This is a genomic window from Halopseudomonas laoshanensis, from assembly GCF_008365385.1.
GTDB lineage: Bacteria > Pseudomonadota > Gammaproteobacteria > Pseudomonadales > Pseudomonadaceae > Halopseudomonas > Halopseudomonas laoshanensis.
The window spans coordinates 12,339-28,411 of record NZ_QOVF01000009.1 but is presented as its reverse complement, the minus strand read 5'-3'; the positions used below and the strand labels follow the sequence as shown (position 1 = coordinate 28,411).

14 protein-coding genes and 1 pseudogene are annotated in these 16,073 nt (G+C 54.2%); 8 read left to right on the top strand and 7 right to left on the bottom strand.

From position 1 onward, the window contains the following. Positions 1-12: 12 nt before the first annotated feature. The gene (locus DT594_RS17555) at positions 13-1,257 is read right to left on the bottom strand and encodes a lipopolysaccharide biosynthesis protein (protein WP_149334313.1); all 1,245 of its coding nucleotides are present in this window, start codon (positions 1,255-1,257) and stop codon (positions 13-15) included. 268 nt (positions 1,258-1,525) lie between these two features. Between DT594_RS17555 and DT594_RS17550 the strand changes: the two genes are divergently transcribed. Further along, positions 1,526-1,783: a hypothetical protein gene (locus tag DT594_RS17550; protein WP_149334311.1), complete on the top strand. Its 258-nt coding sequence runs from the start codon at positions 1,526-1,528 to the stop codon at positions 1,781-1,783. Here DT594_RS17550 and DT594_RS17545 read toward each other — a convergent pair. From DT594_RS17545 to DT594_RS17535, 3 genes and pseudogenes are all read right to left on the bottom strand, one after another. Beyond that, a pseudogene (locus DT594_RS17545) lies at positions 1,688-2,142 on the bottom strand (glutamine--fructose-6-phosphate transaminase (isomerizing)); the annotation flags it as partial. The gene DT594_RS17550 and the pseudogene DT594_RS17545 overlap by 96 nt on opposite strands. A gap of 247 nt (positions 2,143-2,389) precedes the next feature. Beyond that, a complete protein-coding gene (gene rfaH, locus DT594_RS17540; protein WP_149334308.1) occupies positions 2,390-2,896 on the bottom strand; it encodes a transcription/translation regulatory transformer protein RfaH in 507 nt (168 codons plus the stop codon). A 249-nt stretch (positions 2,897-3,145) separates the two neighbouring features. Further along, entirely contained in the window at positions 3,146-4,621 is a 1,476-nt protein-coding gene (locus DT594_RS17535; RefSeq protein ID WP_149334306.1) for an MBL fold metallo-hydrolase RNA specificity domain-containing protein, read from the bottom strand. A 263-nt stretch (positions 4,622-4,884) separates the two neighbouring features. On the opposite strand from DT594_RS17535, the gene DT594_RS17530 reads away from it, so the two are divergent. The 7 genes from DT594_RS17530 to DT594_RS17500 all read left to right on the top strand — a co-directional run bounded on the left by DT594_RS17530 (position 4,885) and on the right by DT594_RS17500 (position 12,778). After that, positions 4,885-5,319: a low molecular weight protein-tyrosine-phosphatase gene (locus tag DT594_RS17530; protein WP_149334304.1), complete on the top strand. Its 435-nt coding sequence runs from the start codon at positions 4,885-4,887 to the stop codon at positions 5,317-5,319. A 51-nt stretch (positions 5,320-5,370) separates the two neighbouring features. Beyond that, entirely contained in the window at positions 5,371-7,599 is a 2,229-nt protein-coding gene (locus DT594_RS17525) for a polysaccharide biosynthesis tyrosine autokinase (protein WP_149334302.1), read from the top strand. Positions 7,600-7,705: 106 nt separating this feature from the next. Beyond that, entirely contained in the window at positions 7,706-7,978 is a 273-nt protein-coding gene (locus DT594_RS17520) for a hypothetical protein (RefSeq protein ID WP_149334300.1), read from the top strand. 89 nt (positions 7,979-8,067) lie between these two features. Continuing rightward, the gene (locus DT594_RS17515; RefSeq protein WP_149334298.1) at positions 8,068-9,174 is read left to right on the top strand and encodes a polysaccharide biosynthesis/export family protein; all 1,107 of its coding nucleotides are present in this window, start codon (positions 8,068-8,070) and stop codon (positions 9,172-9,174) included. Positions 9,175-9,193: 19 nt separating this feature from the next. Beyond that, on the top strand, positions 9,194-9,850 hold the full coding sequence (locus DT594_RS17510) for a YjbF family lipoprotein (RefSeq protein WP_149334296.1): 657 nt from the start codon (positions 9,194-9,196) through the stop codon (positions 9,848-9,850). Continuing rightward, a complete protein-coding gene (locus DT594_RS17505; protein WP_149334294.1) occupies positions 9,847-10,659 on the top strand; it encodes a capsule biosynthesis GfcC family protein in 813 nt (270 codons plus the stop codon). Before DT594_RS17510 ends, DT594_RS17505 begins: the two co-directional genes overlap by 4 nt. Continuing rightward, the gene (locus tag DT594_RS17500) at positions 10,652-12,778 is read left to right on the top strand and encodes a YjbH domain-containing protein (protein ID WP_149334292.1); all 2,127 of its coding nucleotides are present in this window, start codon (positions 10,652-10,654) and stop codon (positions 12,776-12,778) included. Before DT594_RS17505 ends, DT594_RS17500 begins: the two co-directional genes overlap by 8 nt. Before the next feature lie 66 nt (positions 12,779-12,844). Here DT594_RS17500 and DT594_RS17495 read toward each other — a convergent pair whose 3' ends face one another. The 3 genes from DT594_RS17495 to DT594_RS17485 form a co-directional block, all read right to left on the bottom strand. Then, positions 12,845-13,765: a glycosyltransferase gene (locus DT594_RS17495; RefSeq protein WP_149334290.1), complete on the bottom strand. Its 921-nt coding sequence runs from the start codon at positions 13,763-13,765 to the stop codon at positions 12,845-12,847. 8 nt (positions 13,766-13,773) lie between these two features. Continuing rightward, positions 13,774-14,667, bottom strand: coding sequence for a glycosyltransferase family 2 protein (locus DT594_RS17490; protein ID WP_149334289.1), 894 nt, complete (start codon positions 14,665-14,667; stop codon positions 13,774-13,776). A gap of 114 nt (positions 14,668-14,781) precedes the next feature. Further along, positions 14,782-16,071, bottom strand: coding sequence for a rhamnosyltransferase WsaF family glycosyltransferase (locus DT594_RS17485; protein ID WP_149334287.1), 1,290 nt, complete (start codon positions 16,069-16,071; stop codon positions 14,782-14,784). Positions 16,072-16,073: the final 2 nt, after the last annotated feature.

Sequence of the window (16,073 nt, the reverse complement as noted above, 5' to 3'; positions counted from 1 at the left end):
TAATTAATCGTTTTAATAGACCGTCTTCGGCTTGCGATCCAAGTTCCTAAGTTGCGCATATGCAACGCCTTTCCAAGCAAGGATTACCGCAAAAGAGAAAACCAGTCCCATTGGCACAGCGAAGACCGGTGAATACTTACTAGCTATCCAAGTCGCCAAAACAAATACAAACAGAGCTGCGACATGGCTACGAATAATCGGCCTGTCTTGCCCTCTTGCATATAGCGCATAGTGGGGCACCATGCTAAGAGCGTTAATGGTCATTGCCAATAACAGGTAGGGGTACAACCTAATCGCACCAGAGTAAACAGAATTATCAATCCAAACCAGTAGATAAGGCAGTAGCAACCAACTCACCACAGCGAATATGGCTGAAGCGAGTACTGTCAAGAAAAGCATTTTGCGAACTATCTCATGCGCGACATCATGTTTCTGCTCGTGATTCAACTTAATTAGCACAGGATAATTAAAAGCGAACAAACCCGCATCAAGAAAAGTCAACAAAGTTCCCGCTACGCCGAAATATAGAACGTAAGCGGCGACAACTTCGATTCCATTTAAATACTCAAGCCAATAGCGGTCAAAAGTATTGATACCACGGAGTGCTAGCGTTGCCAAAAGAAACCCAGCACTCACAGCAATACCCTTGCGCACCCAATGCAGATCCACTGTTTGCCTCCAGCCGCCTAGATTAAGCGTCCGTATCTTCCAGACGCCTGCTACGGCAGCACCAAGACCTGCAACACCCCACAATACCATAACAGTCTGCAAATGCCTGCTTAATGGGTCCCAGGACATGAGCGCGACGAGTAATAAGGCCCAACTACCCTGCCGAATAAACAACAACATGCTGGCACTGACAGGCTCCGACAAAGCGATCAAGAGTCTATATATTTCTTGATTTAGGTGCTCTAAAACCAGGATCGGAAAAAACCACCAAACTAGCTGCTTAGGCAAATCCGAATGAGATAGAACCAGCAGAGCCACCGGTAGAAAAATCATATACAGGAACAATGAAAGTAGCGCCTGACCCTTCAACAGGGTGCCGCGCTTCTCAGAGGTCGCTTTTAACAATTCGCGCGACACGTAAATATAAAAATCGAGCCCGACCAAATACAAACTGTACGCGATTGCGACAGTAAACAACCCGTAATAGCCGACCAAGGCGGGGTCCAGAAACTTGGCCAAGAAAAAGATTAGGAGAAAGCGAGTGGCCAAAGTAGCCCCTTGCACCCCTATATTGAATATACGGCTCACGTTACCAACCAAACTAGCAACCTCATTTCGTAAGTATTAGCTCTATCAGTAAAACCTGAACTAGCAAATCTCATAGCCCAGCCGTCATAGCCTATATGTTACCAAATCGCGAAAGCAATGTTTCTTCCTGACTCGGCCTTGTCTGTCAGACAGAATCGAGTCACCAGTGGCGCGCGGAAATACAGACCCGCGTGCCGCGGAGGCGTTGGCGTTGGCGTCACGCTATCGCCCCAGAATTTGAGGTCAGATTCTTTAGGACACACCAAGCATGCATTGCCCTGGCACTCATATGGCGCCGATAGGCATTCTTCGATGCCTGTTCGTACCGGTTACTACCACACGCGATGTATTGCGTATGGTAACTTTTGCCGACCAACAAGCTGTGCCGGTGCAAAGCAATATAGTCAAAGGAATCAAGGCGCGTCTAAGTATCTGCGAGGGTGCTGCGCAGCGCGCCGCGCATGTCGTCGTTCTTGGCGTAGTAGTGCGCCAACAGGTGGGCGACCACTTCGGTACCGGTATCTGAGGTGAATTCGTAGCCCAGATCCTTGAGTTTGTTTCTCAGGCTATGGTGGTTTCGATGATGCCGTTGTCTACCACTGCCAATCAGTCCGAGATATGCGGGTGGGCGTTGCGCTCGGAGGGTCTGCCGTGGGTGGCCCAGCGGGTATGGGCTATACCAAGGTGGCCTTCAGCCGGGTTGAATTCGAGGGCCGTTTCCAGTTCGGCTATTTTACCCATTGCGCAGATACGTTTTATGCCGTTGCCGTCGGCGGGGACGGCTACGCCGGCGGAGTCGTAGCCGCGGTATTCGAGGCGGCGCAGTCCTTCGATGAGGATCGGGGAGATGTTGCGTAGTGAGACTGCGCCTGCTATTCCGCACATGTTTTGGGTCGTCCGTGGCTGTAGATATAAGGTCAAAAGCGGTCGAGATGGGACTCGACCATTCCCGGCAAACCCAGTCGAGGTGGAACTCGACAATTCCCAGGGGGTGTTTAGGCACGCTACCGCCCCAAGATTTGCAGTCAATTTCTTGAGGACGTGACAATCATAAGTTGTCCGGCCACGTTGTGACGGGCCGGTCGGCATTCTTTGATGCCTGTTTATCGTGGTTTGTTCTGTTGGCCTGAGTTCAGGCGATGGCTCTGAGCGCTTTGAGAGGTATTCTGAGTTCGTGCTGTCTGTGCATCAGGTTAAGCAGAATGATTGCGCGCTCTTCCCCTTCTAGGCTGCTAAAAATGGCTTCCAGATCGCGAAAAGGTCCTTCGGTGACTGCGACTGCATCGCCGTGTGCGAATAGCGACTTGCCTTTGTCGCAGGTACTCAGACGTAGTTTGATCCCTTCAACAATGCTGACTGCGACGGGTAAGGTCTTGTTGGCGAAGGTGACCATACGCAGCACGCCGCGAGTGGACCGGATTGGGTGCCAGCTTTCGGTGAATTCGCAGAGATTGATAAACAGATAGCCGGGGAACAGAGGCTCGTCGAGCGTAACACGCTTGCCATGACGGATCTTTTCCACCGGATGCATAGGGGCATAGCAGGTAAATGACTGATTACGTAAGTTCTCCAGCGCCCGGGTTTCCTGTCGCGGTTTGCACTGAATGAGATACCAACTGCCCGATCCTGTCTCTGACATCCTGGCCTTCAATCACGCCTTGCTCGCGCGTGTTTAGGTTAAGTATGACGCGGAATAATACAGGCCCGACCCGCAGGCAGACAAGGACTGATTGGTGGGGACCGGCTCGAAGTTGTTTCTGCCGGAAGGAGAAAGATGAAGATCAAAATGGGTTCCCGCCTTCGCGGGAATAACCATGGCCAGCGGCAAAATGGATTGCCGCGTGCGTGTAAATGTCGGGGTCGGGGAAATGATAATTAGTTGCCGTTTTCACGGAATGGTTACGCACATATCGTGATAGCGCTCGGTGGCTTTTGACTTCAGAAGCGCCGCCAGGGTTATTTTGGCTTCGTCATCTCCGTGAACCAGGCGTACTTCAGCTGGCCAGCGGCGCATGCCGGTGATGAAGTTGACCAGGCCTGCCTGGTCGGCGTGCGCAGAGTAGCCGCCGATAGTGTGAATGCCTGCTTTTATTTCGTAGCGTTCCCCGCCCAGCTCGACGTAGCCGCCTCGCGGTCCGTATTTCTGGATTTGGGAACCGGGGGTACCGCGTGCCTGGTAGCCGACGAAGACGACGGCGTGGCGGGGATCGTTAAGCATGGCTTTAAGGTAATTGACTACTCGGCCTGCATTGCACATTCCGCTGCCGGTGATGACGATTGCTGGCTGCTTAGTATGCGCGAGGCGATTGACCATGGCCCGGTGTTGGACGTGGGTTTCGACTGTCAGGAGTTGCTCGAAGCCCAGGGGTTGACGGCCGTTGATTACGCGTTTCACGGCTTCCGCGTTCCACCAGGGTCTCAGTTGGCGGTAGAGCTTGGTAAAGCGGGTTGCCAGGGGGGCGTCGAGGATGATTGGGATCTTTTGCCAGGGGCTGCTGGAGGCGAGAGACCGCTCGTTCTGGTTCCCGGCGGTGCCGCCGGCCCCACCGAGAGAAGTGATCCGGGTAGCTCGGGTGATGATGTCTTCTAGTTCGTAGAGAAGTTCCTGGGTGCGCCCTATGCTGAAGGCGGGGATTATTACGGTGCCCCCGTCTTCGAGGGCCTTTTCGAGTACTCTCTGAAATCTTGCGCGCCGGGTTCTGCGGTTCTCGTGCAGGCGATCGCCGTAAGTGCTTTCCAGCACTACGACGTCAGCTTTGTAGGGTGGCTTGGGTGCGGGGAGCATTGGGGCATGGGGTGCGCCGAGATCTCCGGAGAAGACGATCCGGCGGGTTCGATTTTCTAAGGGGTAGGTTATGTCGCACTCCACGTAAGCGGAGCCAAGGATGTGGCCAGCGCGCTGAAAACGTATGCGACAGACAAGATCATCGCGATGAAGCAAGGTAATCCATTGTTTGTACGGATGACCTTCGAGCATGCCTGCCACCTTTTCTACAAAACGGCTTGCCAGTGCTTTATCACGTTTTACACCCACAATGAAGGCATCTTCCAACACGGTCGGCAGCAATAATGCCGAGGGCTCAGTGCAATGGACTTTCTGCTTGAAACCGGCGGCTATCAACCAGGGCAAGCGGCCGATATGGTCTATATGGACGTGGGTAGCTACAAGAGCACAGACGGAGTTCAAGGAGAACTCGATTGCGAGGGCATTCGCTCCCGCGCCCCTAGCGGACGCTTCTGCGCCTTGAAATAGGCCGCAGTCTATTAGCAGGCTATCGTTGTCGGATAGCCATAGCTGATGACATGAGCCGGTAACACCATCGACGGCCCCATGATGTTGGATGCGCGGAAATTCGTATTCCATGTGCAACTCCCTTTGCGAGCCACTACTTTAGTCTGGCCTGCGGCAAAATTCAGTGAACTAATCCACATTTTGCCAACCGATTCAGTTTAGAATGTCGTCTTGCTGACTGACCGGACTCAATCAGCTTCCTGCGTCAATTCAATGGCATGCATGTCACTTTTATGTCTGATACTGACTCTGAGCCTTGACCGGCATTGACGCAGAAACTAAAGTTGCGGCTCTAACTTACCGCCCCGACACAGCTTTGGATGGCTCAGTACCGAATGATCAAGTCAATTCTTGTTGTCTGCGTGGGCAACATCTGCCGCAGCCCTACCGCTGAAGCACTCCTCCAGGCCAAACTTGGCAATAAAGGAATCAAGGTCAGCTCGGCCGGCCTCGGCGCGCTGGTAGATAAGCCCGTGGATGCTACCGCTACCGAAGTCATGTCCGCCGCTGGCTACTCGCTGCCTGTGCACAAGGCCAGGCAACTGACACCCGCGATGCTGCGGGAGGCGGACCTGATACTAGCGATGGAATCCAGGCATATTCAGTCGATCCATGCAATGGCACCTGAGTCGCGTGGTAAAACGTTGCTGGTAGGCAAATGGCTGGATGGTCGTGAAGTCCCCGACCCCTATCGCCAACAGCTGCCAGCCTTTGAACATGTATTCAAAATGCTCGACCAGGCAACTGACGCCTGGCTGCCCTACCTTTAAGCGCTGAGCTATGAACACCGAATTTTATTTTGCAATGGAAGAACTCGTTTAATGCAGAACACACCCGCTACGCCCACCACTGAATCCAATGACGAGATCGACCTGCTGGCGCTTCTGGGCGCTCTGATTGATCGCAAAATGATCATTATTATCTGCACGGCGCTATTTGCACTGGGTGGGATTGCGTATGCCCTGCTTGCGACACCGATTTATTCTGCCAATGCAGTAATTCAAATCGAGGAGGAGTCTCCTGGGATTGGGGGGATGCTTGGCGACACTCCGGGAGGGGAAATGTTTTCCCAACCGTCTGCCGCAACAACCGAGATTGAGCTATTGAAATCCCGCCGAGTAATCGGCGAGGCCGTAGAGAACCTGAAGCTTGATGTTGTGGTCGAACCCAAACTCTTTCCTGTTATTGGGTCTTTTTTTTACCGGCGCTTCAACCCCAGCACAGACCAACCAGTCGCGGATCCTCTATTCGGGCTTAACAGCTTCGCGTGGGGCGGTGAGTCACTGGACATTTTCCAACTCGAGGTACCCTCCGCACTGGAAGGAGAGGAATTGGTCCTCCAAGCTGGTAATGACGGAGCATTCAGTCTGCTTGACGGCGACAATAGCCTCTTAGCTAGTGGAAAGGTTGGCGTGCCCTTAGCGGATGGTGACCTGCGCGTTCAAGTTGCAGGCATGGTGGCACGCCCTGGAACAGAATTTATGGTGGTGAAGCAAGGCGCACTGAGAACGACGCTTCAATATCAACGCCTGGTCGGGGCCAGCGAACGGGGTAAAGACTCCGGAATTATTTCGTTGAGCCTGGAAAGCCCCGATCCGCTGGCGGCGGTGGCAACACTGGACGAAGTTGCCAGACTTTACGTGCGCCAGAATGTAGAGCGGAAATCCGCAGAGGCACAGCAAAGCCTTGAGTTTCTTGAACAGCAATTGCCGCAAGTTCGTTTGCAACTGGAGAGGGCAGAATCAGCGCTAAATACGTATCAGAACGAGGCAGGTTCAGTCGACATCACCATAGAGACGCAAGCGCTGTTGGATCAGGTAGTCGAACTCGATACAGCCATCTCTGAGCTGGAACTTGAGCGTTCAGAAATGGAGCGTCGGTTTACCCGCGAGCATCCGAATTTCCGAGCCATGAGCCAACAGATGGCGCAACTTGAGAGCCGCAGGGACAAACTCATCGAGCGGGCCGGAGGGTTACCTGAGACCCAGCAGGAGCTTCTTCGCTTGGCTCGCGACGTAAAAGTCAGTACTGAGATTTACACTGCGATGCTAAATAATGTTCAGGAGTTGGACATCGTCCGCGCTGGGACGGTTGGCAACGTACGCGTTATCGACGAAGCCATTGTCGATATATCGGAACCAGTCAAGCCGAAAAAAGCCTTGATAGTTGTGATTGCTACGCTGCTCGGCGCAATGCTCGGGGTAGCAATCGCGCTTCTGAAGCATGCACTCAATAGAGGCATCGAGAACCCCGAGGTAATCGAACAGCTTGGCCTGCCGGTGTATGCCACCGTCCCGTTCAGCAAGGACCAGAACATTCTGGAACGCAGCTTCAAAGGAAAGCCATCCCATGTAAGAGGCTCTCATTTGCTGGCCGCCACCAACCCCGCCGACCTCGCCATCGAATCGCTCCGGAGCCTGCGCACAAGTCTGCATTTCGCGATGCTGGAAGCGAAGAACAACGTGTTGATGATTTCCGGCCCGAGCCCAAGCGTTGGTAAATCCTTCGTTTCCGCCAATCTGGCAGCCATCGTGGCACAGAGTGGGCAGCGGGTGGTGTTGGTGGATGGCGACATGCGCAAAGGGTACGTGCACAAGCTCCTGAATTGCGAGCCTGAGCCTGGGTTGTCTGCGCTGCTGGCAAACACCCATACACTCGCAGACGTTATTCATAAGACTGAGGTCGAGAACCTGCATTTCATCTCGAGGGGTCAGATACCGCCAAATCCTTCTGAGCTGCTGATGCACGCCAATTTCGGGACCCTGTTGGAGCACTTGAGCAAGGCCTATGACATGGTGATTGTCGACACCCCACCGATCCTTGCGGTAACCGACGCAGCCCTCGTCGGACGGTTCGCCGGCACCAGCCTGATCGTTACCCGCTTCGGCCTGAATCCAGCAAAAGAAATTCAAGCCACGCTGCAACGATTCCGTAATAACGGTATCGAAATAAAAGGTGCTATCTTTAACGCGGTCGAGAAGAAAGCGTCTGGGTACGGATATGGGAACTACGGCTACTATCAATACGAGTACAAGTCTGATACAAAATAGGTCAGATGCGTGCAGTAATACGGCTTAAATACACCTTCTGGGCTTTCATTAAATGCCTGTAGGGGTATAATCGATGGTGAATTTGCGTCTATCAAGGAGACGATTTATGAAAAAACAAGTATTTGCATTGGTGGCCAGCGGCTTGCTGCTCGCTTCCGGCGCGACTTTCGCGCAATCCGAAACTGAACAACAGCAGGCTCCAGCACAAGCTGCAGCTGGCACTTCTGGCGCTGGCACTAGCGAGGGCGTCATCGGCGGTCTTTCCGGTGCTCAGATTGCCGTAGCGGCGGCCATCGTTGGCGGCGCTGCAGCAGCAGCTTCTGACAGTGGCGGCGGCGGTACTTCTACTGGCACCAGCACTACTACTAACACCAACTAAAATTGGTGGTAGTACTCAAGCCACCTGAAACGTTGTTTTAGGTGGCTTTTTTATGTTCACTCCAATAACACCAAGGCAAGCCCGCTACCATGACTCGTTACCCCCTTTTAGCCTTGGGCGCTTCTGCCCTGCTCCTCCAGGCCTGCATGTTTTCCCCCGGCATGCACATGGACACGGATCGTCTGATCAGCCAGGACTCTGCGGAGAACAGCATGGTCGAGATGGTACAGATCACCCCGAAGCTGATCGCCCAGGAACAGGCCGTCAATCGAAGCATGCATATTCCCGAGCCCCTGCTGCAATACGAACCTGAAAATTACGTTATCGGGCCAAATGACGCACTGTTTATTACGGTTTGGGACCACCCGGAACTGACGGTTCCTGGCGGGCAACAGCAGGCGGAAGGTGCTAACGCGCGGGTAGTTCGGGATGACGGCACGCTGTTTTATCCCTTCGTGGGGAGCGTGAAGGTTGCGGGCATGACGCTAGAAGAGCTGCGCGAGGTCATCACCAAGCGGCTGTCTCAATACATCGAGCAGCCTCAGGTAGACGTAAACGTTACCGAATACAACAGCCAGAAGATTATCGTCAGCGGCGCTTTCGAGAACGCAGGCTTTCTGCCGGTAGATTCGCGGCAGCTTACTCTGCTGCAGGCGGTAGGCATGGCGGAGATAGACGAGGAGCGCGCGGATCTGTCGAACCTGGTTTTGATCCGCGACGGTGTGACCTACTCGCTGGATTACGATCGACTGACCAGCAACAACAGCAATATCGGTCAGATTTATATGCGTGCCGGGGACAAGCTGCATATGGGTCTGAACGATTCTCGTAAGATATTTGTCATGGGAGAGGTCGGAGACCCCAGGCCCATCCCCTATCGCACCAGTCGCATGACCCTGACTGAAGTCATTGGTATAGCGCAGGGCCCCTCGCCAACCTCAGCTAGCGGCAAAGAGGTCTACGTGATCCGCGGTGTAGAAAATCTGGCTACGGAGAAAGCCACGGTGTTCCAGCTGAATGCGGAATCGCCCTCAGCGCTGATTCTAGCTAATCAGTTCGAGATGCAGCCACAAGACGTGGTGTTTGTTGGCGCTGCCGGCATTACGCGCTGGAACCGTTTTGTGAGCCAGCTTTTCCCCTCAGCCAGCATCATCCAGGCTGGAGCAATAACAGGCGACAGTCTGCGCGGTAACTAAATCACTGAAAGGAATCGCCGTGAACAACCTGTTGCGCTCCGGGATCTGTGGCCTGGCCGGCTTATTGCTGGCTGGCTGCAACTCCATGACGGCCACCTCGTACGACACTCTCAAGCTTGCGATCAGCGGGCCTGAGTCCGTTATTACCACTGATGTGATCAACAACCTTGGGCGGCCTGCGGTGATTGCTCGATTGGGGCAGAGCGAGGCGCTGTTGGTGCGCGCATCGCAGTTTGACCGCACCAGCGAATGGGTTGGCCTCCAACAAGGCCTGGTAACCCGTAACGGCAGACTTGTACAGACAGCGGGCTTGCCGGAAAACAGCGACCTGCTGGCGCCATTGCTGGCTGACGATCCCTTCCTGGGCGATTTGCGCCAAGCAGATGGTCTAGAAGTCATTCGGCTTATCGATATGCCCGATCGCTATCTAACAGGCGTCGCGCAACAGGCCCGCTACCGTGTAGGCAAACTGGAAGCAGTAGAGATCATGGGCGTGGATCAACAATTGCAGCGTGTTGAAGAAGTCATCCGCATGCCGGCGCTGGGTATCAAGGCGACCAACTATTATTGGCTAGATCCTGCCAGCGGACGCGTGATTGCCAGCAAGCAGTTTCTGGTGCCAGAGCTGCCGCCGCTTTTCCTCACCGAAGTAGACTCGGCAGGGAACAAACAATGATGTCCCGAATTAAAGTATCCCGCTTTAACAGCATCTTGGCGGCGATGGCGTTCACACTTGGTTTAGCCGCTCAATCCAGCGCTGCCTTCTCTGCAGACATGATTGAGGTAGAAATAAGCGGCGCTGTGCTCAAGCCTGGCACTTATCAATTTGAACGAGGCGCTCGGCTGAATAGCGCGGCAGTAGCAGGCCAGGTGAGCGCAAGTGCCTGGTTTCTGGGTGCGGCGCTGCTTCGCTCCAGCGCTATCGCCGATCAGACTCGGCTGAAAGCTGGCATTTTGTTCGAGCTCAAAATGAACACCGTGCATGCCCAATCGAATAATGATGACGCGCTAGTGGCGCTGCTGGCACGGTATTACCAGGCGATCGATGCGATGCCTGTGACCGGGCGCGTCCAGACCGAGATGGATCCTTTAAGCCAGCTGTTCCCCCCGAATAACGACCTGTTAGAACTCGGCGATAACTTGATATACCCCACCAGACCCAACCAGGTGCGAGTCATCGGCGCCGTGGTGGAAGACTGTATTCTTCCCCACGACGGTGCGATGCAATTGCACGATTACATCAGTGATTGTCGTCCTCACCGGCTCGCGGACCGAGATACTGCCTACGTGATACAGCCTGATGGGAATGTCAGCCAGCATGGGCGGGCTTACTGGAACCTGGAGGAGGCCAATGTTGCGGTAGGCGCGGTGATCTATGTGCCGGTCCGGGAAGCCGTGCTCTCGGCCCAAACTGCCGACTTGAACGCAGACGTCGCCGCCATGCTTGGCACCCAGTATCAGTTGGGGGGTCGTTTCGATGAGTAATCTGGTAACCGTGCGATCCGGCTGCCTTGTCAGCGTCTTAGTCTTATCCCTAGCTGGGGCAAACAGTGCTAGCGCCGACCGCTACCGCACCACTCAGCACAATTTTGGCGGCGTAGGCCTGTTACAGACACCGACCGCACGCATGGCCCCCGAAGGGTCCTTCAGCTTCAATGCGAACCGCACAGAGCCGTACAGCCGCTATAGCATTTCCATGCAGCCCCTACCCTGGATGGAAGGGACATTGCGCTATATCGCCATTACCAACCGCGACTACAGCGACAGTGAGGAATTCAGCGGCGATCAGAGCTACAAGGACAAGGCAATCGATTTCAAATTTCGCTTGCTGAAAGAAGGCTACTGGTTACCTGACCTCTCGGTTGGCTTTCGCGACCTTGCGGGTACTGGCCTGTTCTCAAGCGAATTCGTGGTCGCCAACAAGCGCTTCTACGATCTGGATTTCAGCCTGGGGGTGGCCTGGGGCTATATCGGTAACCGCGGCGACTTCAGTAATCCATTGACGCTGATCGGTGATGATTACAACGAACGGAATGCCGCCACCGTCGGCACTGGTGGCGATTTCAGTATCGATAACTACTTTCGTGGTCGGCCAAGTGTGTTTGGCGGCGTTGAATACCAGTCCCCCTGGGATCCGCTGAGATTCAAGATCGAGCTGGACGGCAACGATTATCAGACAGAACCATTCGATAATAACCAGGAACAGGATTCGCCACTCAACTTCGGCGTAGTGTACCGGCTGACCGATACCGTGGATGTCACCGCGGCGTGGGAACGCGGTAACACGGCGATGTTTGGCATCACCCTGCACACCAATCTCAAGAGCAATCCGTTTCCTCCCAAGCTACTGGACCCCAAGCCGGTCGAACGCCAGCCGCTACCCACCGGGGTAAGCGGTGAAGCCGTGGATTGGGCAAAGGTGAGTGGGCAGTTGGAAAACAATGCCGGCTTTGCGGTTGAACACGTCAAGGTCCGCAAGCGCGAGCTTATTGTTACGGGTGAGCAGACGAAGTATCGCGATCAGGCGCAAGGCCTGGGCCGCGCGAGCCGTATTCTGGATAACGCCACTGGCGACAGCTACGACTGGTACACGCTGGTCAACAAGCCACGGGGTATTGCGGTGTCAGAGGCCAGTATTGACGCCAGCAAGTTGCGCGATCTTGAAGAGAACCGGATCGATGAAGACACGATGCGACGCTCCACCGTGCTTGCCGCGCCGAGCGAGCTTGATACGCAGACGCTGCATACCGAACCGCTGGATAAGTTCACCTACGGGCTCTCACTGGGCTACAACCAGAACGTCGGTGGGCCCGATGACTTCATCCTCTATCAGTTTCTTGCGCGCTTGACCTCGGAATACCGCTTCAACCGCAATCAGTGGTTGCACGGGAGTCTGGGTGTCAACCTGCTGAACAACTTTGACGAGTTCGATAACCGGGGCACCAGTGAGCTGCCCCAGGTACGTACCAACATCCGCGAATATCTGATTACCTCGAACGTCGTGCTGGAGAACCTGCAGTACACCCAGACCAAGCGGTTGTCCCGGGATGTTTACGCGATAGGTTACGGCGGTCTGCTGGAGAGCATGTTTGGCGGGCTAGGCGGCGAGGTCCTGTACCGACCCAATGGCGGCAATTGGGCGTTGGGCGTAGATGCCAACTGGGTACGCCAGCGCGGCTTTGAACAGGACCTCAGCTTCCGTGACTACTCCGTGTTTACCGGGCACGTAACCGCGTATATGCAGACCAATATCTACGATGTGTTGGCCAAGGTAAGCGCAGGCCAGTATCTGGCTGGCGACCGGGGCGGCACTTTGGAGCTGGCCCGCAGCTTCGACAATGGCGTTACGGTAGGCGCCTGGGCGACACGCACCAACGTGTCTGCTGAGCAGTTCGGTGAAGGTAGCTTTGATAAGGGTATCTACTTCACGATACCGTTCGACGCGTTCTTTGCCCGCTCTACGCTGTCCAAGGGCACTATTTCCTGGAGCCCGCTGACACGTGACGGTGGCGCACGCCTCAGTCGCTATTATCAGCTGTACGACCTGACCAGCGCCTCGGATACTAATCGGTTCAATGACGGGTTCAATACGTTGAGAGATTGAGACTCAAATGCGATAGCTCTGGCCGGGGATCACCCCCGGCTGAGGTCGCTGTGATACAACAGTTCTTTAAGGGTTCAACACCCACATAACTGCCATGATCACACCCATAAAGGCTGCGTCGCTGGCCTTACGGCGGCAGCGAAAAACGTTCTTCATCAGATGCAAGTAGCCCATTCGCCTGCCGGGAGTGATCCAGGGCCTGACGAATGCGTCATTCTGCAGATCAAGGATGCGGGCAATAGTCCGCGCCTGACCCAACCACCAGCCATTGCCGATATTTCTGCAACGTGTAATCACTGCTTTTATCCCGGTATTAACGCCCACCTGGTTGCTGCTGTGCTGGCGGTAAAACATTTTGGGTTCTGGATCGATAAACCAGGCAAAGCCCCTGGAACGGGCAAATGCATAAAAAAACCAGTCGTGAAGATAAACGCTTTTCATCTCAGAACTATGTGACCGTACAAATTCGCGCAGAGCGTTATAGAAAGCTGGCGTGAATACGTAAGTGCAGCCTGGGCCTGCAGCCTCAAATAAAAAATCCCACTCACGCTGAGGCTGAGACTTCTCAATCATTTTTTCGTGCCCGTCTTCCCATACTGCCCGCACATTGCCCGAGTAAGCATCTATATCCTTCTGCTTGATAGTCATGACCGCATGCTGCAGCTTGTCAGGTAGCCAGATGTCGTCCTGATCAGCGAAGGCGACATGTTCAGCATCACCAGCGGGCACTTCGGCAATCAAACGGAAAAAATTACCGGCTGCCCCGCCCTCGTGCTGGCCCTGAGGTAAAACACTGATGCGTTCATCCTGTTGCGTCAGCTCAGCAAACCAGGCCTCCGAGCCATCCTCCGAAGCATCTACGCTGACTATCAGCGAGACGTCCACGCCCTTCTGAGCGAGAATCGAATTGACCTGCTCTTCGGCCCAACGCATACCATTATGCGCGGCCAACAGAACGACAACTTTTGGCAATAAAGAGTTATTCAAACGCGTGTTCACCTCATTTTAAAGGGCCCGTAGACGCCAGCAACGCCGTCTCGTACCGCTTTAAAGTAATAGAAAAGGTAGTCCTTTGGCTTGGATTCGAATGCGATGAGGATTATTTGGTGGATCAGACCGAATACCACCTCGCGCACCGCCATCAGCTTGGGCACATGATTCATACGCAGTAGATGAAAAGCGTTTCTGATGCGGAAGTAGCGCCGCAGCGGACTGTGTACTGGCACCCTGAAGCCAGCGAAAGACAGCGATTTGTCGCCAATTGAATGGGTCATGCTGGCGGTGGGAATGATCCGTATAGCGATACCCTGTGCCGCACAGCGCAAGCACCATTCAGTATCAACATAGTCAATAAACAGACGTTCATCCAGCAGCCCTACGCGCTCGAATACCGAACGCCGAATGAGCATGCCGGATGAAATGGCGACTGATATGTCGACAGGGCCGTTGAGGGTTCCCGGCAGGTATTTCCTGCGCCGGCCGGAGGGCAGAATATCTACCAGCGGGTAGCCAAAACCACGCTGTTCATCATAGAAGACCGGGGCTACCACGCCCACTTGGGGATCTACCAAGCCCTCGCTGAGGTTAGCGATAAATTCGTCACCTATGGTGCTGTCCTGATCGAAGAACACCACTGCATCACAGCCCTGCTGAAAAGCCAAACGCAGCCCGGCATTCTGGCCTGCGGCAATGCCGCTGTTCTCATCCAGACAATGCACTGTCAGGCGCTCCAGGTGCAGCTCAGACAACGCTGACTGTACTTCCGCACTAGAGGCGTTATCGACCACTACCACACCAGCGACTTGGGCAAGTAGCTGCGTTAGCAGCGCTTGTAAGCGAGGCATGGTTGGGTTGTAGGTGACGATGACTGCCGTGATATGCAAACTCATCGCTCAGTCAACCCAGCAAGCATGCACAGAGGTACGAGCTATCAAAACAGGCTACATCCTGGAACGAAGTGCGGTTGATCAATGTGAGAGGACTCTGCATTGGCGAGCCGCCTATCAGAGGCGATTTTCATCAACCCATGCCCTTAACCAGCGGAAGTCTTGGTCCGAATCTGTGTATGTAGTCAACTCCGGATAATCACCCGCCAAAGAGCGCGGGGTGGAAGGGAGATCGTAAGCCTGGGCCAAATCGCCCAGTAAACTGGCCACGCTTTCAGGCGAAACGAAATCGACAGTGCTTATATCCGGGCTGAACTGAGCAAGATCCTTGGATTTGTATTTATTGGTAATCACCTGCACCCCGAACGCACTCATCTCCAGGGGCGGATAGCTGGGGTGCGGCGAGATCATTAGTGAAACACCTATGAAGGCGGAGCTTAACTCTGCGGCGTAGCCTTCAATGGATAACTTACCTAGAGAAGTCAAAGTGTAGCCCCCACCCAAATCGACCGGAGGATGCGCTTCGCCTGCAGAAACAATAGTCCAGCCTTCTGGTTTGGCCTCGGCTATCCAGTTCTTCAAGGCCATGACAATAATGGGAAAAGCGTTCCGCTCTACGCCGGGGCGGCCGTATATGATGATTTTCTTCTGCCGCTTTGCCGAAGGATCGGATGGCAATCGAATTTTGAGCTGGGGATGCAGCGTTGGCTCAAAATGCGTCGCCAAGGGAAACTCATACCCCTCCGATTGGAAAAAGTCTTTCAAGATGCTGGTGTTGAAGATCGCCAGGAAATTTTCAGCTTTGTGGTATGTCGCTTCAGCCAGCGCATAGCGGGCCGACCAGGGGTAGAACCCCGGCTCATAATCCTGAATGAGATAGATATATTTCTGAGGCTTAGGCAGTAAGAACATCGTTTGCTGCTCTGCCTGTATTCTGGCTGCAATTGATGTTGTCCACCATGAGGTCGTGACAAACACATCACCCGCACAGATAGGGAGTGTTTTACTCCACCGATCCCCAGCGGGAACAATTACCTTACCTTCGGCATCGTCGTCATCGAGCTCTTTGATGCTCCACCCTGAAAAGGCTGGATTTTTGTCATGAGTAAACCCTGCCTCATCTGTGAGGACTATGCGCAGATTGGTGTAAGACTCACCAATAGCGGTAAATACCTGCAACGCTGTTGCTATGCCGCCAAACACATGTTGGACGGATAAAGCAGGCACGAGCAAGGTAAGACGAGAGAACTCCTGATCTGAGCGGCGTGTGTCGATTGGAGTAGCTTCAGGCACCGCTGTGGCTGGATGCGTTACAGCATCCGCGGCACTGCGCACTTCACTGTACAGCCTTCTCAGATAGGCGTTGATCTTTGGCTGGCGCAGAGCAAAGGATACAATTTTACGCATCG

What these genes read in the sequence shown, in the direction of transcription:
- DT594_RS17550 (WP_149334311.1), top strand. Translation starts at nt 1,526, where the DNA reads ATGCATTGCCCTGGCACTCATATGGCGCCGATAGGCATTCTTCGATGC.
- rfaH (WP_149334308.1), bottom strand. Translation starts at nt 2,896, where the DNA reads ATGTCAGAGACAGGATCGGGCAGTTGGTATCTCATTCAGTGCAAACCG.
- DT594_RS17535 (WP_149334306.1), bottom strand. Translation starts at nt 4,621, where the DNA reads ATGGAATACGAATTTCCGCGCATCCAACATCATGGGGCCGTCGATGGT.
- DT594_RS17530 (WP_149334304.1), top strand. Translation starts at nt 4,885, where the DNA reads ATGATCAAGTCAATTCTTGTTGTCTGCGTGGGCAACATCTGCCGCAGC.
- DT594_RS17525 (WP_149334302.1), top strand. Translation starts at nt 5,371, where the DNA reads ATGCAGAACACACCCGCTACGCCCACCACTGAATCCAATGACGAGATC.
- DT594_RS17520 (WP_149334300.1), top strand. Translation starts at nt 7,706, where the DNA reads ATGAAAAAACAAGTATTTGCATTGGTGGCCAGCGGCTTGCTGCTCGCT.
- DT594_RS17515 (WP_149334298.1), top strand. Translation starts at nt 8,068, where the DNA reads ATGACTCGTTACCCCCTTTTAGCCTTGGGCGCTTCTGCCCTGCTCCTC.
- DT594_RS17505 (WP_149334294.1), top strand. Translation starts at nt 9,847, where the DNA reads ATGATGTCCCGAATTAAAGTATCCCGCTTTAACAGCATCTTGGCGGCG.
- DT594_RS17500 (WP_149334292.1), top strand. Translation starts at nt 10,652, where the DNA reads ATGAGTAATCTGGTAACCGTGCGATCCGGCTGCCTTGTCAGCGTCTTA.
- DT594_RS17490 (WP_149334289.1), bottom strand. Translation starts at nt 14,667, where the DNA reads ATGAGTTTGCATATCACGGCAGTCATCGTCACCTACAACCCAACCATG.
- DT594_RS17485 (WP_149334287.1), bottom strand. Translation starts at nt 16,071, where the DNA reads ATGCGTAAAATTGTATCCTTTGCTCTGCGCCAGCCAAAGATCAACGCC.